This is a genomic window from Rhodoblastus acidophilus (genome assembly GCF_025961575.1).
GTDB classification, from domain to species: Bacteria; Pseudomonadota; Alphaproteobacteria; order Rhizobiales; family Beijerinckiaceae; genus Rhodoblastus; species Rhodoblastus acidophilus_C.
The window spans coordinates 19,438-38,492 of the sequence record NZ_JAOQNX010000041.1; the positions used below are offsets into that span (position 1 = coordinate 19,438).

Consider the following 19,055-nt stretch of genomic DNA (forward strand, 5'->3'; position numbering starts at 1 on the left):
TCACTCCGCCGGTTGCGCGCTCGCCAGAATTTTCGCCCTTCGCGCCACGCCGACGCGCAACCGCCGGTCGGCCAGCGACAGCGCGCCACCAAAGGACATGACCAGCGCCCCCAGCCAGATCAGCGAAACAAACGGCTTCCAGTACATGCGCGCGTCAAAGGCGCCGTCCGCGCTCTGCTCGGCCACGGCGACATAGACCTGTCCGAGATTGAGTGTGACAATGCCTGCCTGCGAAGTCGCCATCTGCCGCGTCTTGAAGAAGCGTTTGGACGGGTCGAATTTCGCCACTTCCTTGCCGTCGCGCGAGATCGTCATGTGGACGATGGCTTCGCGATAGTTCGGCCCCTCCGCGGCTTCGATCGAGGTCGCCTGCAAGGCATAGGGACCAACTTGATAGGTCTCGCCCTTTTGCACTTTGGTGATCTTCTCCACGCCCCAGCCGGTGGCGGCGAGGCCGAGCAGGGTCACGCCCAGGCCGGCATGGGCGAGAGCCGCGCCCCAGGCCGACAGCGGCAAGCCCGCGAGGCGGCCAAAAGCGTTGGCGCGCTTGCGAAACCCTTGCGGGAAGACGCGGCCCCAGATTTCGACGAAGGAGGCGGTCATCAGATAGATGGCGACGCCGGCGCCGATCACCGCGATCACTGGCCCGCCTTGCGCCGCATAAAAGCCGAGCATGGCGACGAGGCCCAGCGCCGCGACAAACCACAGCCGCTGCGCCGCGCCCAGGAGGTCGGCGCGCTTCCACGCCAGCAATTGGCCGAGCGGCGCCAGAAGCAGGATCGGCGCGAACAAGGGGCCAAAGGTGAGGTTGAAGAAGGGCGCGCCCACGGTGATTTTCGAGCCGTTCCAGGCCTCCAGCGCCAGCGGATAGAGCGTGCCGATGAACACGGCGGCGCAGGCGGCGGTGAGCAGCAGGTTGTTGACCACCAAAAACCCTTCGCGGGAGATCGGGGCGAACAGGCCGCCGCCGGTTAGCGTCGGCGCGCGCAGCATGAACAGGAACAGCGCGCCGCCAATGAACAGCACGAGAATGCCGAGAATGAACAGGCCGCGGGTCGGGTCGCTGGCGAAGGAGTGAACAGACGTCAGCACGCCCGAGCGCACCAAAAACGTGCCGAGCAGCGACAGCGAGAAGGTGAGGATCGCCAGGAAGATGGTCCAGACTTTCAGCGACTCGCGCTTTTCCATCACGCTGGCGGAATGGAGCAGTGCGGTGCCGGACAGCCAGGGCAGCAGCGAGGCGTTTTCGACGGGGTCCCAGAACCAGAACCCGCCCCAGCCCAGCGTGTAATACGCCCAGTACGAGCCCATCGCGATGCCCAGCGTCAAAAAGATCCAGGCGGCGAGCGTCCAGGGGCGGATGAAGCGGGCAAAGGCCGCGTCTGTGCGTCCGCTGATCAGCGCGCCGGCCGCCAGCGAAAAGACGATGGAGAAGCCGACATAGCCCAGATAGAGCAGCGGCGGATGGATGGCGAGGCCGGGGTCCTGCAGGATCGGGTTGAGGTCATTGCCCTCCATCGGCGGCGTTTCGATCCGCGCGAACGGGTTGGAGGTCAGCAGGATGAACAGCAGGAAGGCGACGCTGAGCAGGCCCTGGACCGAAGTGGCGTCGGCCAACAGCCGCGGCGGGATCGCGCGCGAAAACAAAGCCATGGCGGCGCCGCTGAGCGTCAGGATCAGCGCCCAGAGCATCATCGAGCCCTCGTGATTGCCCCAGACGCCCGAGATTTTATAGATCATCGGTTTGGTCGAATGGGAATTCTCGATCACGTTGACGAGCGAGAAATCCGAGACGACATGGGCCCAGGTCAGCGCGGCATAGGCCAGCGCCACCAGGGCGAATTGCGTCAGCGCCAGCGGACGGGCGGTCGCCATCAGGTTGGCGTCGCGGGTCCGCGCGCCCCAGAACGGCAGCACGACCTGCATCAGCGCCAGCGCCAGCGCCAGGGCGAGCGCGAAATGGCCGGTTTCGATGATCATTGGGCGGCTCCGGCATTCTTGGCCGGTTGCGCCGCTGCGCCCCCCTCCTGCCACACGCCCTGTTTCTTCAGGGCGTCGGCGACCTCGCGCGGCATATAGCGCTCGTCATGCTTGGCCAGGATGGAATCCGCCTTGAACACGCCGGCCGTGTCGAGCGCGCCCTCGGCGACCACGCCCTGGCCTTCCTTGAACAGGTCCGGCAGCAGGCCGGTATAGGTCACGGGCACGTCGGCCTTGCCGTCGGTGACCTCGAATTTGACGCTCTTGCCTTCCAGATGGACCAGCGTGCCGGTCTTCACCAGGCCGCCGATGCGCAGCCGCGTTCCAGCGCCGACATGTTTTTCGACCAGTTCGCCCGGCCCATAGAAAAACACCACATTGTCGCGCAGGGCGAACAGGATCAGGCCAACGGCCAGCGCCAGAACGCCGACGGCGGAGCCGATCAGGGTCAGTCTCTTCTGCTTGCGCGTCATTTGTCCAATCCCAGCTCTTTCGCCTGCGCGTCGATTTTTGCCACCGCTTGCGCGTCCGGCGCCAGCGCTTTGCGCGCGTCGGCCAGCGCGCCTTTCGCCTTGGCCTCGTCCTTCAACACCGCATAGGAGCGGATCAGACGCTCCCACTCGTCGACGGAGCCGCCCTTTTCCTGAAGACGGGCCGCAAGCTGTTCCACCATGGAGCGGATCATGTCGTTTTGAGGATTGGCCGGCGCCGGGGCTGCGTCCGCCCGTTGCGCGACAGGACCCTTGGCGTCGAGTTCGGCGATCTGCTCCTCGACCGCCTTGCGCGGCGGCGAATTTTCCGGGAGGTCGGCGGCCAGCGCCTTCCAGACCGCGCGCGCCCGCTCGAACTCGCCCTTTTGCGCGGCGGCGGCCCCGGCGAAATAGCGCACTTCCGGCGATTTCGGGTCCAGCTCCATGGCGCGGTCGATGTTTTGGTAAGCCTCGGGCGGAAAGGCGCCATTGTTGGCGTTGGCCATGGCTTCCGCCAGCCGGATGCGCCGGTCCGCGGTCTCGCCGAGCAGGCGGATGACATCCTTGCGCGCGGCAAGCGCCTTTTCGGCATTGCCCATGCGCATCCACACCGGGGCCATCAGCTCCAGCCCCTTGCCGTCGTCGGGATGGGCGGCGAGATGCGCCTCCATCTTGGCGACCACGACCATGAAATCGTTCTGCATCGGCTCGCTGAGGCGGGCGGTCAGCGGCATGTCCGGCTGTTCGGGGTCGCCGATGCGCAGGTAAAGACCGACCGACACCAGCGGGATCAGCACCAGCGCGAAGACGGCGGCGATCTTGCGATGTTCGGTCGAGCCGGAGGTCGCAGCCTCCTGCGGCGCGCTCGCGAGCAGGCGGCGCGCGGCCTGCGCCTTGGCGGTTTCCGCCTGGGCGGGATCGATGGCGCCACGCTCCCGTTCCGCATCAATTTCCGCGATTTGCGCGCGATAGAAGGCGACGTCGGCGGCGTCCTCCGTTGCGGCGGAGGCGGGGCGGGAGAGGGGCCAGAGGACGCTGAGCACGGCGGCGCCGGTCAGCAAGGCGAAGACGATCCAGATCATGGCAGGGTTCTTATCGTTTTCCTCGGATCAAAGAAAGCGTCAGCATGCCTCAGCGTGCGCCACCGCAAAATTCCCGTCGATAGCGGGACGGCGTCGTGTCGAAATGGCGCAGGAAGGCGGCGCGCAGCGCCAAAGCGCCGGAAAAGCCGCAATCCCCGGCGATGGCCTCCACTTTGTCAGCGGTGCGCTCCAGCCGCCGCCGCGCCTCGGACAGTTTTTCGCGCTCCAGCCACGCGCCAAAACTTTCGCCGTGAACCCGCTTGAAATGCCGGGTGAAACTGCGGCGGCTCATCCCGGCTTGCGCCGCGGCGCCATCAATGTCGGGTTTGTCGCGCAGGCGGTCCAGCGCCCAGGCGCGCGCCCGCTCAAGCCCGCCGTCGGAATGGTGCGGCGGCGGTTCGGGTTCGGCATATTGCGCCTGACCGCCCTGGCGGAACGGGGCGACCACCAGCCGCCGCGCCAGCCGCGCCGCCGCGGCGTCGCCGAAGGCGCGGCGCAGCAGATGCAGGCAGCAATCCAGCGCGGCGGCGGCGCCGGCCGAGGTGACCAGCGCGCCCTCGTCGACATAAAGCGCCAGCGGATCGATCGCGACCCTGGGAAAGCGCGCGGAAAAATCCGCCGTCCAGGCCCAGTGGGTGGTTGCCGTGCGGCCGTCGAGCAGTCCGGATTCGGCCAAAGGATAAGCGCCGAGGCAAAGGCCGGCGAGGCGCGCGCCGCGCCCATGGGCGGCGCGCAAGCTTTTCAGGAGCTCGGGCGGGCTGGGGCGCTCCGGCGTCCATGAGGGAATGACGATCAGGTCTGCCTCCGCCAAAACCTCGGGGCCGGCGACCTCGCGGGAAAAGCCGGCGGAATCCGCCACGGCGCCGGCCTGGGCCGCACACAGCCGCAGGTCGAAGCGCGGCAGGCCGATCCCCCGCCAATCCTCGCCGAACACGGCGAAGGGCGCGGCGAGATGGAACAGGCTGATCCCGTCGAACAGGACAAGGGCGATGCGCTGCATGATTGGCCCGATCCTAACGGATTTTGGCCTGCGGGCCAAGCGCGGGCGCGGCCGAAACCGGGCAGGATCGCGCAAACCTGGAGGAAACCACATGTCCGACATCGCCAAACGCCGCGCGCTCATCCTGATCGACGTCCAGAACGACTATTTCGGCGACCTCTTGCCGATCGCCTATCCGCCGCGCGACCAGAGTTTCGCCAATATTTTGCGCGCGGGGCGCGCGGCGGCGCAGTCGGGGATCGACATTGTCGCGGTGCGCCACGAGGCGCCGGCGGGCGCTCCCGTATTCCAGCGCGATGCGCCGGGCTGGCGGCTGCATGACGAGGTCGCGGCGCTGCCGCTGGCGGCGATCATCGACAAGACGCTCGCCTCCGCCCTGTCCAAAACCCCGCTGGAGGATGTTTTGCGGACACGCGGGATCGGAACGCTGACGCTCGCCGGCTACATGACGCAAAATTGCGTCGAATCCACCGCGCGCGCCGCCGCGCATCTCGATTTCACCGTCGAAGTTTTGGCTGACGCCTGTGGCGCGGTCGCCTATGAGAATGCCGCCGGCTTCGCCGATGCGCGTACGGTCCACGAGACCTCATGCATCGTGCTGCAGTCCAATTTCGCCGCGGTCATGACCACCGAGGCCTGGCTGGACGCGCTTGCCGGCCGCGCCGAGCCCGTGCGCGACAATCTCCTCGCCAGCGCCGCCCGCGGCCGCGCCCGCGCCGCAGCCGCCTGAGCCGGGGGCGCTTGCCTTCGCTGCGGGGGCGGCTCATCTTCCTGACACCAGCGGAAAGAGTCGCCCATGCCCCAGAGCGCCCCAGGCCAAGAGTCCCAGCACGACCCTCAAGATGTCCCCGGAAAAGTCCTGGTCGGCAAGGCCGAGGATTTCATTTATCTGCTGCTCAAATATGGCAATCGTCACGGCCTGATCGCCGGCGCGACCGGCGGCGGCAAGACCGTGACCCTGCAAACCCTGGCCGAAGGTTTTGCCAACGCGGGAACCTGTGTGTTCGCCGCCGACGTCAAGGGCGATCTCTCCGGCATCGCCATGATCGGCGAGGACAAGCCGTTCATCGCCAAACGCGCGCAAGAACTTGGCCTGAACTGGCAGCCCAACCTTTTTCGCGCGGTGTTCTGGGATGTTTTCGGCGAGAAGGGGCATCCGGTGCGCGCCACCGTGGCGGAAATGGGCCCGTTGCTGCTGTCGCGCATCCTGCAGCTCAACGAGGTGCAGGAGGGCGTGCTCAACATCGCGTTCCGCGTCGCCGACGAGCAGGGCTTGGCCCTGCTCGACATGAAGGATCTGCGCGCAATCCTGTCCTATGTCTCCGAAAACGCTTCGGATTTGCAGCAGCGTTACGGCAATGTCTCCGCCGCGAGCATCGGCGCCATCCAGCGGCAACTTTTGGTGCTGGAGAACCAGGGCGCGGAAAAATTCTTCGGCGAGCCGGCGCTCGACATTCTCGACCTGCTCAAGCCCGACCTCGACGGGCGCGGCTATATCCATATTCTCAAAGCCGAAAAGCTGATCCTTAGTCCGAATCTCTACGCCACCTTCCTGTTCTGGCTGCTGTCCGAACTGTTCGCCCGGCTGCCGGAGGTCGGCGACCTCGACAAACCCAAACTCGTCTTCTTCTTCGACGAGGCGCACTTTTTGTTCGACGAGGCGCCCAAATCTCTCTTGCGCGCCATCGAGCAGGTGGTGAGGCTGATCCGCTCCAAGGGCGTCGGCGTCTATTTCGTCACGCAAAATCCAACCGACGTGCCCGATGTCGTGCTCGGACAGCTCGGTAACCGCGTCCAGCACGCGTTGCGGGCCTTCACCCCGCGCGACCAGAAGGCGGTGCGCACGGCCGCCGAGACGTTTCGGCAGAACCCGGCGCTGGACACGGCCGACGTCATCACAAAACTCAAGGTGGGCGAGGCGCTGGTCTCCACGCTCGACGAAAGCGGCTCCCCGACCATGGTCGAGCGCGTCAGAATCGCGCCGCCGAGCACGCGCGTCGGGCCGATCACCGATGCGGAACTGGCGGAGGTCCAGGACTCCAGCCCGTTCAAGGGCAAATATGACACGCCGGTGGATCGCGAATCCGCTTTCGAGATCTTGCAGGCCAAGGCGCAGGGGCGGGCGAGCGGCGCGCCGGTCGGAGAGCAGGACGAGGGCGGCATTCTTTCAAAAATTGGCGCGGGCCTGGGCGAATTGTTCAAGCCGCAGGGCAAGCGCATGTCGGTGGGACAGGCGGCGGTGCGCTCGGCGGCGCAATCAGCGGCGCGCACCGTGGGCTCGGCCATTGCGCGCGAGATCGTGCGCGGCATCACCGGGGCGATGAAATAGCTCACGACAAAATTACCAAAAATTCATGCTCCCGCCACAGCGAGGCAAGGCGCGGCCCCCCATATTGCGGAAACGAAACGGCTGAGGCCGCTCAAGTTTCCAGTTGGAGCCCGTTGAAATGTCGTCGCTGTCTTCCTTCGAACCCCCCGCTCGCCGCGTCACGACGCGCGGGATGCTGCTCGGCGCCGCCGCCGCGCTGGCGCTTTCGACTGGAACGACTCTTCCCCTGGCCGCCCGCGCCGAGGCGCCGGTCACCCAGGGGATGGCGGCCGTCGGTCCGGCGTCCTTCGCCGATATGGTCGATCGCGTGAAAGGCGCGGTGGTTTCCGTCAAGGTGACCACGATCGACAAGGCCGAAGCGGAAGGCGGCGAAGGTCCTGGCCTGCCTCCGGGCATGCCGCCGCTGTCGCCCGACGATCCGCTCTATCGCTTCTTCAAGCGCTTCGGCGCGCCGAATGGCCCGCACGGTGACGCGCGCCCGCACAAGGGACAGGCCCAAGGCTCCGGCTTCATCATTTCCGCCGACGGCTATGTCGTCACCAATAACCACGTGGTCGAGAACGCCACGGAAGTTTCGGTGACGCTCGACTCCGGCAAGACCGTGTCCGCGAAAGTGCTGGGCACGGACAAGAAGACCGATCTCGCCCTGCTGAAGATCAATGAGGCCGGGACCTATCCCTTCGTCCAATTCGCTACGGAAACCCCGCGCGTCGGCGACTGGGTGATCGCGGTCGGCAACCCGTTCGGACTCGGCGGCACCGTGACCGCCGGCATCGTCTCCGCCCGGGGCCGCGACATCGGCTCGGGCCCTTACGACGACTATCTCCAGATCGACGCGCCGGTGAACCGCGGCAATTCCGGCGGCCCGACTTTCAACAACAAGGGCGAGGTCGTCGGCGTCAACACTGCCATTTTCTCGCCGTCGGGCGGCAGCGTCGGCATCGGCTTCGCCATTCCGTCTGAAGTCGCCAAGGACGTGATCAGCGCGCTGAAGGACAAGGGCGCTGTGTCGCGCGGCTTCATCGGCGTGCAGATCCAGCCGGTGACCCAGGATATCGCCGACAGCCTCGGCCTGAAATCGACCAAGGGCGCCCTGGTGGCGCAGGCGCAGGCGGACAAGCCGGCGGCCAAGGCTGGCATCAGCGCCGGCGACGTCATCATTGCGGTCAATGGCGACAAGATCGACGGCCCGCGCGAACTGTCGCGCAAGATCGCCGCGCTCGGCCCCGACGCCACCGCCGAATTGACCTATATCCACAACGGCTCCGAGAAGAAGGCCTCCGTCAAGCTCGGCCAGTTGCCGAACGAGAAGGAAGCCAAGCTCGACGTTCCCAAGGCGAAGGCCGGGAAGACGTCGCTCGCCAAATTCGGCATGAGCCTCGCGCCGGCTTCCGATGTGCCGAACGCCGGCGCCGAGGGCGCGGCGGTCACCGATCTCGATCCGGATGGCGTGGCCGCGCAAAAAGGCCTGCGCCCGGGCGACGTGATTCTCGACGCCGGCGGCAAGCCGGTCACGAGCCCCGAAGACATCGTCACCGCGCTCGACACCGCGCGCAAGGACGGCCGCACCGCCGTTCTGCTGCGGGTCAGGACCGGCGACAACACCCGTTTCCTCGCGCTGCCCGCCAATCCGTCGTAACGCGCGAACAGAGCTACAGGACGCCCTCAGCCAGCGTCCACCTCCGGCAGGCCAGTTCCACCCTCTCAACTGGCCTGCCGTTTTTCTTCCGGTTTGCTATAGTGCATTCATGCGAATCCTTATTGTCGAAGACGATCCCCAGGCGTCCTCCTATCTCGTCAAGGCGTTTCGTGAGGCCGGCCATGTCGCCGAGTCCGCGGGCGACGGCGTCACCGGCTACGCCCGCGCCGAAGCGGGCGGCTATGATGTGCTGGTCATCGACCGCATGTTGCCGAAAATGGACGGCCTGACCCTGATCGGCGGCTTGCGCGCGCAAAAAATCGATACGCCCGTCCTGATCCTCTCGGCGCTCGGCCAGGTGGACGACCGCGTCAAGGGTTTACGGGCCGGCGGCGACGATTACCTGCCAAAACCCTATTCCTTCGCGGAATTGCTGGCCCGCGTCGAAATCCTCGCGCGGCGCCGCCCCGGCGGGTCGACGGAGGAATCGATCTATCGCGTCGCCGACCTCGAAATGGATCGGCTCAAGCACAAGGTGTTTCGTTCCGGCAAGGAGATCGTGCTGCAACCGCGCGAGTTTCGGCTGCTGGAATATCTCATGCGCCATGCGGGGCAGGTGGTGACGCGCACCATGCTCCTGGAAAATGTCTGGGATTACCATTTCGATCCGCAGACCAATGTCATCGACGTCCACATTTCGAGATTGCGCAGCAAGATCGACAAGGGATTCGAGCCGCAATTGCTGCAGACCGTGCGCGGCGCCGGCTATTCGCTCCGCGACGGAGAGCCTTAAGGCGTCGTCTCTTCGACGATTCCGATGGCGAACCCGTCCCAGCCCTTGGCGCCGACCGTCTGCAACGCGGTCGCCACCCAGCGCTTCTGTCCTGCCGCGACATCAAAAAACCGCCGGGTACCCTGGACATCGGATCGTTCGTTGGCCGGATCGACGATCGCGCCCTTGCGCACGACATTGTCCACAATAACGGTGGCGCCGACCCGCGCCAGTTTCAGCGCCCATTCGAGATAGGGGGCATTGTTCTCCTTGTCGGCGTCGATGAAGACAAAATCGAAGGATTGCCCTTCCGTCTGAAGGACCGGCAGCAGGTCGAGGGCGGCGCCGACGCGCAGGTCGACCTTTTCGGCGACGCCCGCGGCCTCGAGATTTTTACGCGCGACCTCGGCGTGCGCGGGCGCGAATTCCAGCGTCACGATCCGGCCGCCCTGGGGCAGGGCGCGGGCAAGCCAGATGGTCGAATAGCCGCCAAGCGTTCCAATTTCCAAAATGCGTCGCGCGCCGATCGCGCGCGCCAGCACGTGCAAGAATTTGCCTTGCAGCGGAGAAACGTCGATTCCCGGCAGTCCCGCCGCGCGGTTCTCCGCGAGCGCCGCGGCAAGCGTGGGATCGTCGTGCAAGAGCTTGCCGCCGATATAGGCGTCCACCGCGCTCCAGTCTTCATCCGCCATTCGCGCCTCCATTCCCAAGATTTGGGGCGTGAGGCGCCCCGCGTCAACCGACGCGCGGACTCGGCAGCGATGCGACTGCCCTTCGGACCGCCTCGGCGTCGTCGTCGTGGCAGTAGACGGAATCGAAGGGCAGGGCGGCGGCGAGGCGCTCGACGGCGCCGCGCCAGCGAATGGCGCCGCGCGCGACGCAGACCACTTGGTTGGGCAGCGAATGCGGGCTGGATTCGACGAAAATACGGTGGGTCGCGCCTCGAACGTCTCTCATGGCGTCGTTCCTCGTCTTGCGGAAAATGGATGTGCTGCCGGGCGGGAGCGACGTCACGGTCAGGCCGCGCGCTCGCTTTCGGGCTCCTGTTCGCGGACCAAAATCAATTCTTCCAGTTGTGCCATGATCACGACCAGCCGCGCGCCGGTGGCGTCGAGCTTGTGCCGCGCATTGGCGCCACTCAGGCGGAACTCGGCCATCGCATAGTAGATTTCGATGAGGGCGCGCTGCAAATGATCGTCCATAGGAATGCCTTTGGTTGTTGGGTCATGCACAGCCCGTGTTTCAATCAAAGGGTTGTTGCTTGACCGTCCTGCAACCTGCGACGTTTTGGCGCGACCAAAAAAGGTTAAGCGGGTCAAAGCATGTTAATGGGAGGCTTTCCGCCCGGAAAGCCTGGCTTGTCGCGCCTCTTCGCGTCGTTGGGGCAGGGCGCCCGCGAGTCCGGTGACATGTTAATCGGCGTTGGGCGGCAAAGCTGCAATCGACGGGTTGATTCGCGGTTGACGTCCGTCGCTTGCGCGCCCTTCAGAGATCCGGGCGAGCGAGGGATTGCTCATGCGGCCGGGGAAGATCGCTCGCATTTGGCGCTTATTTAAATCAAATGCATAAAATGCCACCGAGCCCTTTGGCTGTTCCTTCGCATCTTGTCCGCAATGTTCGGACGTCCCTTGGCGGACGTGTTGCTCAGAAGCTTTTTGAGGGCGGACAGATGAAAACAAAAGATTTCACTCCATCGCAGGCTGAGGGTTCGGCGCTTGGCGAATCGAAGCCGTTGATCGTGGCGGCGGCCATCACGCTCGGTCTCGCCGGTTGGCTCGTGTCCTCGGCGCACGCGTTCGGCTTGTGGCCGTCGGAGGCCGATTTCGCCGCCGCTTGCGAACGCAATCAGTTCAGACACGCCTATGGCGATCACTGCATCGACGACCGCCACATGATTCATGTGCTGGCGCCGGACGGGACGACGACGAAGCCCGGTTTCGACTGGAGCGTGAACAATGCGGCGACGGTCAGGGCCGAAGCGGCGGTGCGTTATGCGCGTCGCACGCAGACCAGCGAACATTGACGCCGCGACGGCGCCGAGGGTTTCCGCCGATCCGCTCAAACGCCAAGGCCTCCGCTGTTCTCGCGGAGGCTTTTGCACTTCAGGTCTATCTGCTTGGGGCTGAAAAAAATGGTGGGCGATATAGGGATCGAACCTATGACCCCACCCGTGTGAAGGGTGTGCTCTCCCGCTGAGCTAATCGCCCGGACGCCGTGACGTCGGACCCTCTCTTTAGGGGGCCGCTCCGCCCGCGTCAAGCTTCAACACACGCAAAAATCGTCGAAAACGGAACACAATGGCGCCGCTTTTGGTTCAAGCCGTATTCACGCGCCCGGGCGTGTTATCATGGGGCAACGAAGCAGCCCGAGAGGATTCCATGACGCGCAAGGCGAAGAACATAAAAATCCGGGTCGCGGCGGGCGCTCTGGCGTTGAGCGGCGTCTTCGCGGCCCTGGCGCAGGTCGTCGCGCAGCCGGCCCCCGCGGCGGGAAGTCGTATCGCCCTCGTGATCGGCGAATCCGCTTATCGGAGCGGCCCCGTCGCCTCCGCCGCCAATGACGCCGGCCTCATCGCCCAGACCTTGCAGGTCGCCGGCTTCGACGTCACCGGCGCCGCCGACCTCGATCAGGACGGCCTGCGCAAAACCCTGCGCGAATTCGTCGAAAAGGCGGGCGCCGCCGGTCCCGACGCCACCGTCTTCATCTATCTGTCCGGCCGCGCCCTCCAATACGAGGGCGAAAATTATTTCGCGCCGATCGAAGCCGCGATTCCCGCCCCCGCCAATGTGCCGCTGGAGACGGTGCGCCTCGCCGACTATCTCACCCCGCTGGCGCAAATGCCGCTGAAGGCCCGCATCGTCGTGCTCGACGCCGCCCGCGCCAATGATTTCCCCTCGGGCCAACAGCTCGCCGGCGGCCTCGCGCTGGTGGACCCGCCACCCGGCGAACTCATCGCCTTCAACGCCGCGCCGGGCACGGTTGCGCCCGCCGAGAACGGCCCCTATGGCGTCTACGCGCAGGCGCTGAACGAAATGATGCGGCGCGGCGGCCTGCCCGTGGATCAGGTGTTCGACAGCGTGCGCCTGCGGGTCGCGGAACAGACCAAGGGCGCGCAAATTCCCTGGGACGAATCAAAACTCTCGCCCGCGCCGGTGCTGCTCGCCCGCGCCCAGGACGCGCCGCCCCCGCAAGCCGCGCCAGACCTGCGCAGCCGGCCGATCCGCGATTACAGCGTGGATCAGGCCTATGCCGCGGCGCTGGAGCGCGACACCATCGCCGGCTACACCGAATTCCTCGCCGCCTATCCCAATTCGCCCTATTCGGCGCGGGTGCGCGCGATCGTCGCCGTGCGGCGCGAGGCGCTCACCTGGCGGCGCGCCCGCAACGGCGACACGGCCGAGGCCTATTGGACCTATCTGCGGCGCTTCCCGAGAGGCCCGCACGCCGAGGATGCGCGCCGCAGGCTCGCGATCCTGCGCGCCGAACTGGCGCCGCCGCCGCGATTCGCGGAATATGAATTCGATGTGCCCCCGCCGCCCGACTGGGAGGCGCAGGAGGACAGGGTCTATTTCCGGCGGCCATACGTCGTCTTCGACGATCCCGACTACGGCCCGCCGCCGCCGGTGGTGGAGGTTTTGCCGCCGCCTGTGTTTTACGACGAGCCGCCGCCTCCGCCGCCGCAACGCAACCTGTTGCCGTTGCCGCTCGTCGCCGCGCCGCTGCTGTTCGCCGTCCCCGCGATACGCCATGGCCTGTTCCACGCGCCTGCGCCGGTTCAGGCCCAAAATCCTGGCGCGCAGCAATATTATGATGAACGCGCCCGCACCCCGCCGCCGCCCGCTTTTCCTCCAGGAGGGGTGAGGCCGGGGCCGCAAGGCGGCCCGCCACAGCCGCCCATGCCCGGTCAGCCCCCGCAGCCCGGCGCCTCGGGCGCGCCGCAGCCCGTCGTTCCCGTCGTGCCGAGGCCCGGCTTCCCGCCGCAGGGCGGTCAACAGCCGGCGGCGCCCGGTCAGCCTCCGCAACCCGTCGCGCCGGGCGCGCCGCAGCCGGTCGTTCCCGTCGTGCCGAGGCCCGGCTTCCCGCCGCAGGGCGGTCAACAGCCGGCGGCGCCCGGTCAGCCTCCGCAACCCGTCGCGCCGGGCGCGCCACAGCCTGTCGTTCCCGTCGTGCCGAGGCCCGGCTTGCCGCCGCAGGGCGGCCCGCAGCCGGTTGCGCCCGGTCAGCCTCCGCAACCTGTCGCGCCGGGCGCGCCGCAGCCGGTCGTTCCCGTCGTGCCGAGACCCGGTTTGCCGCCGCAGGGCGGTCCGCAGCCGGTGGCGCCCGGTCAGCCTCCGCAACCGGTCGCGCCGGGCGCGCCTCAGCCGGTCGTTCCTGTCGTCCCGAGGCCCGGCTTGCCGCCGCAGGGCGGTCAACAGCCGGTTGCGCCCGGTCAGCCGCCTCACCAACCCGGCGCGGCACAGCCCGGTGTTCCTGGCGTCCCGCGGCCGGGCCTGCCGCCGCAAGGCGGTTCGCAACCGGTCGCGCCGCCCCCGCGCGCGCCCCAGCCCACGCCCCCGGTCGGCGCGCCAAGGCCTGCAGAGCCACCCCATGCTTTGCCGACGCCGCCAGCAACGCCGGTCAATCCGCAGGCTGCGCCTCATCCTCCCGGGCCGCCGGACGGACAAAGACCGCGCGGTCCGCAACCGCCGCCCGCGCAGGTCCGGCCAGTCCCACCCGATGGCGCGCCCGTCGAACGACCGCGCCCGCGTCCTGCGCCTCCTGTGGAGCGCGCGGCGCCTCCCGCGGTCGAACGGCCCGCGCCGCCGCCACACCGTGAGCCGCCGCCGCCCGCAGCCGCGCCGCGTCCCGCGCCTCCGCCCATGGCGGCCCCGCGTCCTGCGCCGCCGCCTCCCGGCCAGCGTCCGCCTCCGCCCGCGCAGCCGCGCCCCAGGCCGCCCGGCGAGCAGCATGAGCATCCGCCGCAATAGCGGCCGACGCCTCGCCCTTTTCGAAGGGCGAGGCTTTCTTTCTTCAGAAAGGTTTCACCCGCCGGTGAGGCTCATCGGGCGCTGATGCGGCGCCTTGCCGCCAAAAGCCTGCGCGGCGAATTCATGGCCGTGCTTCTTCGCCGCCAGCGCGCGGTCGATCGCGGCGTTCAGCAGGTCGTCCTGGGCGCTGGCGCGCAGCGGCGCGCGCAAATCGGCGCGGTCCTCCTGGCCGAGGCAGGTGAAGAGCTCGCCGGTGCAGGTGACGCGCACGCGATTGCAGGTCTCGCAAAAATTATGGCTGAGCGGGGTGATGAACCCGACTCGTCCCCCGGTCTCGGCCAAATCGAAATAGCGCGCGGGACCGCCGCTCGAATGCGCCGAGGGCTTGAGCGCATATTTTTCCGACAAACGCACCGCGACTTCCCCCAGCGAGACAAAATGCTCGATATTGCCGGCGGCGTCCTCGCCCAGCGGCATGGCCTCGATGAAAGTCAGGTCCATGCCGCGCCCATGCGCCCAGTCCACCAGCGGGATGAACTCGTCCTCGTTGATCCCCCGCAGCGCCACGCAATTGATCTTGATCCGCAGACCCGCGGCTTGCGCGGCGTCGATGCCGGCGAGCACGCGGGGCAGGGCGCCCCAGCGGGTGATGGCGCGGAATTTTTCCGCATCGAGCGTGTCGAGCGACACATTGATGCGCTTCACGCCGCAGGCGGCGAGCTCGGCGGCGAAACGGTCGAGTTGCGAGCCATTGGTGGTGAGCGTCATCTCGCGGAGCGCCCCGGTTTCGATATGGCGCGCCAGCCCGCGGACAAGGTTCATCACCCCGCGCCGCACCAGCGGTTCGCCCCCGGTCAGCCGGATCTTTCGCACCCCGCGCGCCACAAACACGCCGCAGAGCCGCTCCAGCTCCTCGAGCGACAGCAGATCCGCCTTGGGCAGGAAATTCACATGTTCCGACATGCAATATTGGCAGCGGAAGTCGCAGCGGTCGGTCACGGAAACGCGGATATAATCGACGCGCCGTGAAAAACCGTCGATCAGCGGTCGTGTGTGCAAGCTTGCCTGGTCGATCCCCATATTTGTTATATAAGCTGGGAAAGGCGCGGGAAACAGAACCTTGCGCAAAGATCGAAGAGGAATCCCGATGGGCGTCGCCATGCCTGAGGAAATTCGCGTCACCGGGGCCGGCGCGACGCTGAACCTGGTCTATGGCGGAAGCGAAACTTACGCGCTGCCGGCCGAGTATCTGCGCGTGCTCACCCCCAGCGCCGAGGCGCGCGGTCACAATGGGGTGGGCGGCCGCACCGTCTCGGGCAAGGCCGGGGTCCGCATCGCCGGGGTCGAGCCGGTCGGCAATTATGCGATCAAGCTGATCTTCGACGACGGCCACAGCACCGGCATTTACACCTGGGATTTTCTGCGCGAGCTGTGCCTGGAGCAGCCGGCCAAATGGCAAGCCTATCTCGACGACCTCGCGGCGCAGGGGCTCGCACGCTGATGCGCATCATCAAGGAAACGGCGGAAGCCCTGCGGTTTTTCACCCGTGTGCCGATTCCCGGAGGGGCCATCGCCACGGGCGACGATCCATTTCGCGGGGCTTTGGCCCGCGCGCCCCTTGCCGGCGCGGTGCTGGGGCTCGGCTTCGGCTTGATGCTGCTGGCCGCCACCAATGCGGGCGCCACTCCTCAGGTGGCGGCCTGGCTGGTCGTCGGCCTCTCCGCCCTGGTCACCGGCGCCATGCATGAGGATGGCTTCGCCGATGTCGCAGACGGTTTTGGCGGCGGCTATACCCGAGAGCGGCGGCTGGAGATCATGCGCGACAGCCGCATTGGAGCCTTCGGCGCGAGCGCGCTGATTTTCAGTTTCGGCGCCCGGGCCGCCGCGCTCTCCGCTCTGGCGGCCGCGCCGGAGCGGGCTATATTGGCGCTGGTCGCGGCGGGCGCCGTTTCGCGGGCGGCTTGCCTGGCGCCGCTGGTGCTGCTGCCGGCCGCCCGCACGGACGGTCTGGGACGGGCCTCGCTGATGACTCCCGCCCAGGCGCGGCAAAGCTGGATCTTCGCCGCGATCTTCGCTTTCGCGCCGCTGCTGGCGGGATTTTCGCTCGTCGCCTGTGTCGCTTCGCTGCTGCTCACGGCCTTCGCCGTCCGACTGCTCTGCGGCTGGGCGCGACGCATGATCGGCGGCCAGACCGGCGATGTCGCCGGGGCCGCGCAACAGGTCGCGGAAATCATCGTGCTTGCAGTATTTTCGGGAGCGCTCGCCTCGCCCTGACGATCAGTTCAGCGCATTGTCGATGGGATTGAACATGTGGTTGACCTTCTGGCCGATCGACACGAAGGTCGCGAGCAGAGCCACCGAAATGAAACCGCCGATCAAGGCGTATTCGGTAATGGTCGAACCGCTTTCGTCCCGCCAAAATCGCAGCATCAGCCGCATCGCCATCCCCGTGTTTCCCGACGCGCGTTTCGTCACCCCTAACAGACTATGCCAAAAACCTACCTTCAATCGTAAATGCGTCCATGACCTTTGGTGATATCCGTGCTTTGGGAAAACACGCCCTTAACGGCGTGGCAGCGCTATGACGTCTCTTCGGTAACGAACTGTGAAGATCGCTCCCAGGCGCGATCGAGTTCCACCAGCGCGTCGCGCACGACCTCGGGACCGGCGCCGCGCAACACCGCATGCGTGGACAGATGCCTGCGGAAGGCGCGGGCGCCCGGTCGCCCGGCGAACAGGCCGAGCATGTGGCGGGTGATGTCGGCGAGTCGCAGCCCCTCGCCGAGCTTGCGTTCGATATAGGGCAAGTAGGCTTCGACCGCCGCCCGCGAGTTTTCGTAAGGCGGCGCCGCTCCGAACAGCGTTTCGTCGACGTCGATCAGATGCGACAGGTCGTGGTAGGCGGCGCGGCCAACCATCACCCCGTCCAGAACGTCGAGCTGGGCCTGATAGGCGTCAAAATTGTCCAGGCCGCCATTGATGGCGATGGGAATGTGGGGCAGGGCGCGCTTCAATGCGTGGACGAGCGGGTAGTCGAGGGGAGGAATATCGCGGTTTTCCCTAGGAGAAAGCCCCTTGAGCCAGGCTTTTCGCGCATGGACGACAAGAGCGTCGACGCCGGCCGCGACGCATTTTTCGGCGATTTCGAACAGAGCCGCGCGCGGGTCCTGGTCATCGACGCCGATGCGGCATTTCACCGTGACGGGCAGGGGGATCGCCGCCTTCATCGCGGCGACGCAATCGGCGACCAGATCGGGCTCGCGCATCAGGCAGGCGCCGAACGCCCCGTTCTGCACGCGGTCGGAGGGACAGCCGACGTTGAGGTTGACCTCGTCATAGCCGTAGTCGGCGCAGATTTGGGCGGCTCTGGCGAGTTCGCGCGGGTCGCTGCCGCCCAATTGCAGGGCGATGGGATGTTCAAATGCGTCGAAACCGAGCAGACGGTCGCGGTCGCCATGGATGATGGCCGCCGAGGTGACCATTTCCGTGTAAAGCCGCGTATGGCGCGAATGCAGCCGCGCCAGCACGCGATAATGGCGGTCCGTCCACTCCATCATCGGGGCGATGCAGAAACGCCACGGGCTGTATTTGCTCGTTCTTTCCAAACTGTCGGTCACTTGAGTCACTTTTTGCCCTGACGGCCGCGGGGCGACGCTCTCAGAACCAAGCGCAAGCCCCTGCGCCTTATCGCGCGGATCACCCTAAAAGGCGGCGGGCAGATCGTCCACCGTGAAAACCGGGTTTGTCCTGCGGCACGCGGCAGCCTATCGCGCCGCGCATCAGTTGTTCAGGCGGGAGATCAACGCCATGGCTGCGGCGGGATTACGAACTTTTTCTCCACCAATCACATAGAGGTACACGTCGCGCATGGGTCGATTGCTCTTCGCGTCCTCCAAGCGGCTCAAACCATCGGGTTCGCCGCCGGAGGCCCAGATTTTTGCGCGCCTAGCCCAAAGCGCGATCTCGGCTTCGGCATAGCCCAAACGTTCGGACTGGCGGGCGCCCATGATCCTTATGTAGACGAAGGGCGCGGTCATATCGGCAAGCTGCGGATAGGGACTGTCGGCGGCGATGACCACGGCGACGCCAGCTTCCCGCGCCAGTTCGAGGAACGTCCTGGTGTGGAAGGACATGTGCCGCACTTCCAGGGCGTGGCGAAGCGCCTGCCCGTGGACCGATCGGGGCAAGAGCTTCAGAAACGCCGTGAAATCCTGAGGATCGAATGTCTTGGTGGGCGCGAACTGCCAGTTGATCACACCGAGTTTCGTTCCCAGCTCCGCCACCCCGCTCGCGACAAACCGTTCAATGGACTCCCCTGCATCGGCGAGCGTCCGACGATGGGTCGTAAAGCGCGGCGCCTTCAGCGAAAAGACAAATTCATCGGGCGTGGAATCGCGCCAGGCGGCAAAGCTCTCCGGCTTTTGGGTCCGGTAAAATGTCGCGTTGATCTCGATGGAGGTCAGGCGCTGGCTCGCGAACGCGAGTTCGCGTTTTTGCGGCAGGTCTTTTGGATAGAACGTCCCGCGCCAAGGCGCATAGGCCCACCCGCCGATCCCGATGCGTATCTTGCCCTTCTCGGATTGGCTCAAATTCCGTTCCCTCGCGACATTCAGCTGAATGGACTGGTGCCAGGATGGTTCCCGAGAGAGATTTTTGGCGTGCTCATCGCGGGAACGCAAAACAGCCCCGTCCTGGAAGGGGCGGGGCTGTTTTCTGAAATTTGGTTGCGGGGACAGGATTTGAACCTGTGACCTTCAGGTTATGAGCCTGACGAGCTACCGGGCTGCTCCACCCCGCGTTATCCGGTTTATACGCA

19 protein-coding genes and 2 tRNA genes are annotated in these 19,055 nt (G+C 66.4%); 8 read left to right on the forward strand and 13 right to left on the reverse strand.

What is annotated here, in order from left to right; all coding sequences use genetic code 11:
* Genes M2320_RS21165 through M2320_RS21180 form a run of 4 tightly spaced genes read right to left on the reverse strand, consistent with a single transcriptional unit; the run spans position 1 to position 4,532 of the window.
* A complete protein-coding gene (locus M2320_RS21165) occupies positions 1–1,980 on the reverse strand; it encodes a heme lyase CcmF/NrfE family subunit (RefSeq protein ID WP_264598985.1) in 1,980 nt (659 codons plus the stop codon).
* Positions 1,977–2,453, reverse strand: a complete 477-nt coding sequence (gene ccmE, locus M2320_RS21170; RefSeq protein WP_264598986.1) for a cytochrome c maturation protein CcmE — start codon at positions 2,451–2,453, stop codon at positions 1,977–1,979. The genes M2320_RS21165 and ccmE overlap by 4 nt, the downstream gene beginning before the upstream one ends.
* A complete protein-coding gene (ccmI, locus tag M2320_RS21175) occupies positions 2,450–3,532 on the reverse strand; it encodes a c-type cytochrome biogenesis protein CcmI (protein ID WP_264598987.1) in 1,083 nt (360 codons plus the stop codon). Before ccmI ends, ccmE begins: the two co-directional genes overlap by 4 nt.
* Positions 3,533–3,581: 49 nt before the next feature.
* Entirely contained in the window at positions 3,582–4,532 is a 951-nt protein-coding gene (locus M2320_RS21180; protein ID WP_264598988.1) for a GlxA family transcriptional regulator, read from the reverse strand.
* A gap of 91 nt (positions 4,533–4,623) precedes the next feature.
* Here M2320_RS21180 and M2320_RS21185 point away from each other — a divergent pair, with 91 nt between their 5' ends.
* The 4 genes from M2320_RS21185 (at position 4,624) to M2320_RS21200 (ending at position 9,293) form a co-directional block, all read left to right on the forward strand.
* Complete coding sequence (locus M2320_RS21185) at positions 4,624–5,262, forward strand: isochorismatase family protein (RefSeq protein WP_264598989.1); 639 nt, start codon at positions 4,624–4,626, stop codon at positions 5,260–5,262.
* Positions 5,263–5,328: 66 nt separating this feature from the next.
* Positions 5,329–6,861, forward strand: a complete 1,533-nt coding sequence (locus M2320_RS21190) for a DUF853 domain-containing protein (RefSeq protein WP_264598990.1) — start codon at positions 5,329–5,331, stop codon at positions 6,859–6,861.
* Positions 6,862–6,979: 118 nt separating this feature from the next.
* On the forward strand, positions 6,980–8,500 hold the full coding sequence (locus M2320_RS21195; protein WP_264598991.1) for a Do family serine endopeptidase: 1,521 nt from the start codon (positions 6,980–6,982) through the stop codon (positions 8,498–8,500).
* A gap of 109 nt (positions 8,501–8,609) precedes the next feature.
* Positions 8,610–9,293 (forward strand): response regulator transcription factor, encoded by a 684-nt coding sequence (locus tag M2320_RS21200; RefSeq protein WP_184427277.1) that lies wholly within the window; start codon positions 8,610–8,612, stop codon positions 9,291–9,293.
* Here M2320_RS21200 and M2320_RS21205 read toward each other — a convergent pair.
* Genes M2320_RS21205 through M2320_RS21215 form a run of 3 tightly spaced genes read right to left on the reverse strand, consistent with a single transcriptional unit; the run spans position 9,290 to position 10,462 of the window.
* Entirely contained in the window at positions 9,290–9,964 is a 675-nt protein-coding gene (locus M2320_RS21205; RefSeq protein WP_264598992.1) for an O-methyltransferase, read from the reverse strand. The genes M2320_RS21200 and M2320_RS21205 overlap by 4 nt on opposite strands.
* A 43-nt stretch (positions 9,965–10,007) precedes the next feature.
* Entirely contained in the window at positions 10,008–10,229 is a 222-nt protein-coding gene (locus M2320_RS21210; RefSeq protein WP_264598993.1) for a hypothetical protein, read from the reverse strand.
* 59 nt (positions 10,230–10,288) lie between these two features.
* The gene (locus M2320_RS21215) at positions 10,289–10,462 is read right to left on the reverse strand and encodes a hypothetical protein (protein ID WP_264598994.1); all 174 of its coding nucleotides are present in this window, start codon (positions 10,460–10,462) and stop codon (positions 10,289–10,291) included.
* A gap of 479 nt (positions 10,463–10,941) precedes the next feature.
* Here M2320_RS21215 and M2320_RS21220 point away from each other — a divergent pair, with 479 nt between their 5' ends.
* A complete protein-coding gene (locus tag M2320_RS21220) occupies positions 10,942–11,295 on the forward strand; it encodes a hypothetical protein (protein WP_264598995.1) in 354 nt (117 codons plus the stop codon).
* A gap of 109 nt (positions 11,296–11,404) precedes the next feature.
* Here M2320_RS21220 and M2320_RS21225 read toward each other — a convergent pair.
* Positions 11,405–11,479, reverse strand: a tRNA-Val gene (locus M2320_RS21225).
* 171 nt (positions 11,480–11,650) lie between these two features.
* On the opposite strand from M2320_RS21225, the gene M2320_RS23280 reads away from it, so the two are divergent.
* Positions 11,651–14,239 carry a caspase family protein gene (locus tag M2320_RS23280; protein ID WP_319801460.1) on the forward strand — a complete coding sequence of 863 codons (2,589 nt, stop codon included), beginning with the start codon at positions 11,651–11,653 and terminating at the stop codon, positions 14,237–14,239.
* A gap of 54 nt (positions 14,240–14,293) precedes the next feature.
* Here M2320_RS23280 and moaA read toward each other — a convergent pair whose 3' ends face one another.
* Complete coding sequence (gene moaA / locus M2320_RS21240) at positions 14,294–15,328, reverse strand: GTP 3',8-cyclase MoaA (RefSeq protein ID WP_425540702.1); 1,035 nt, start codon at positions 15,326–15,328, stop codon at positions 14,294–14,296.
* 70 nt (positions 15,329–15,398) lie between these two features.
* On the opposite strand from moaA, the gene M2320_RS21245 reads away from it, so the two are divergent.
* A complete protein-coding gene (locus M2320_RS21245) occupies positions 15,399–15,740 on the forward strand; it encodes a DUF971 domain-containing protein (protein ID WP_264598997.1) in 342 nt (113 codons plus the stop codon).
* Positions 15,740–16,513, forward strand: coding sequence for an adenosylcobinamide-GDP ribazoletransferase (gene cobS / locus M2320_RS21250; protein WP_264598998.1), 774 nt, complete (start codon positions 15,740–15,742; stop codon positions 16,511–16,513). Before M2320_RS21245 ends, cobS begins: the two co-directional genes overlap by 1 nt.
* A gap of 3 nt (positions 16,514–16,516) precedes the next feature.
* Here the strand turns inward: cobS and M2320_RS21255 are convergent, their stop codons facing one another.
* From M2320_RS21255 to M2320_RS21270, 4 genes are all read right to left on the reverse strand, one after another.
* On the reverse strand, positions 16,517–16,684 hold the full coding sequence (locus tag M2320_RS21255) for a Flp family type IVb pilin (RefSeq protein ID WP_264598999.1): 168 nt from the start codon (positions 16,682–16,684) through the stop codon (positions 16,517–16,519).
* Between the two features lie 134 nt (positions 16,685–16,818).
* Positions 16,819–17,856: a tRNA dihydrouridine(20/20a) synthase DusA gene (dusA, locus tag M2320_RS21260; RefSeq protein WP_264599000.1), complete on the reverse strand. Its 1,038-nt coding sequence runs from the start codon at positions 17,854–17,856 to the stop codon at positions 16,819–16,821.
* 162 nt (positions 17,857–18,018) lie between these two features.
* Positions 18,019–18,828, reverse strand: coding sequence for a DUF72 domain-containing protein (locus M2320_RS21265; protein WP_264599002.1), 810 nt, complete (start codon positions 18,826–18,828; stop codon positions 18,019–18,021).
* Between the two features lie 132 nt (positions 18,829–18,960).
* Positions 18,961–19,037 (reverse strand) — tRNA-Met (locus M2320_RS21270).
* Between the last annotated feature and the right edge of the window lie 18 nt (positions 19,038–19,055).

Coding starts and splice junctions, on each gene's coding strand:
- M2320_RS21195 (WP_264598991.1), top strand. CDS start 6,980: ATGTCGTCGCTGTCTTCCTTCGAACCCCCCGCTCGCCGCGTCACGACG.
- M2320_RS21180 (WP_264598988.1), bottom strand. CDS start 4,532: ATGCAGCGCATCGCCCTTGTCCTGTTCGACGGGATCAGCCTGTTCCAT.
- M2320_RS21200 (WP_184427277.1), top strand. CDS start 8,610: ATGCGAATCCTTATTGTCGAAGACGATCCCCAGGCGTCCTCCTATCTC.
- M2320_RS21255 (WP_264598999.1), bottom strand. CDS start 16,684: ATGGCGATGCGGCTGATGCTGCGATTTTGGCGGGACGAAAGCGGTTCG.
- M2320_RS21205 (WP_264598992.1), bottom strand. CDS start 9,964: ATGGCGGATGAAGACTGGAGCGCGGTGGACGCCTATATCGGCGGCAAG.
- ccmE (WP_264598986.1), bottom strand. CDS start 2,453: ATGACGCGCAAGCAGAAGAGACTGACCCTGATCGGCTCCGCCGTCGGC.
- M2320_RS21220 (WP_264598995.1), top strand. CDS start 10,942: ATGAAAACAAAAGATTTCACTCCATCGCAGGCTGAGGGTTCGGCGCTT.
- M2320_RS21185 (WP_264598989.1), top strand. CDS start 4,624: ATGTCCGACATCGCCAAACGCCGCGCGCTCATCCTGATCGACGTCCAG.
- cobS (WP_264598998.1), top strand. CDS start 15,740: ATGCGCATCATCAAGGAAACGGCGGAAGCCCTGCGGTTTTTCACCCGT.
- M2320_RS23280 (WP_319801460.1), top strand. CDS start 11,651: ATGACGCGCAAGGCGAAGAACATAAAAATCCGGGTCGCGGCGGGCGCT.
- M2320_RS21210 (WP_264598993.1), bottom strand. CDS start 10,229: ATGAGAGACGTTCGAGGCGCGACCCACCGTATTTTCGTCGAATCCAGC.
- M2320_RS21245 (WP_264598997.1), top strand. CDS start 15,399: ATGCCTGAGGAAATTCGCGTCACCGGGGCCGGCGCGACGCTGAACCTG.
- M2320_RS21190 (WP_264598990.1), top strand. CDS start 5,329: ATGCCCCAGAGCGCCCCAGGCCAAGAGTCCCAGCACGACCCTCAAGAT.
- M2320_RS21165 (WP_264598985.1), bottom strand. CDS start 1,980: ATGATCATCGAAACCGGCCATTTCGCGCTCGCCCTGGCGCTGGCGCTG.
- ccmI (WP_264598987.1), bottom strand. CDS start 3,532: ATGATCTGGATCGTCTTCGCCTTGCTGACCGGCGCCGCCGTGCTCAGC.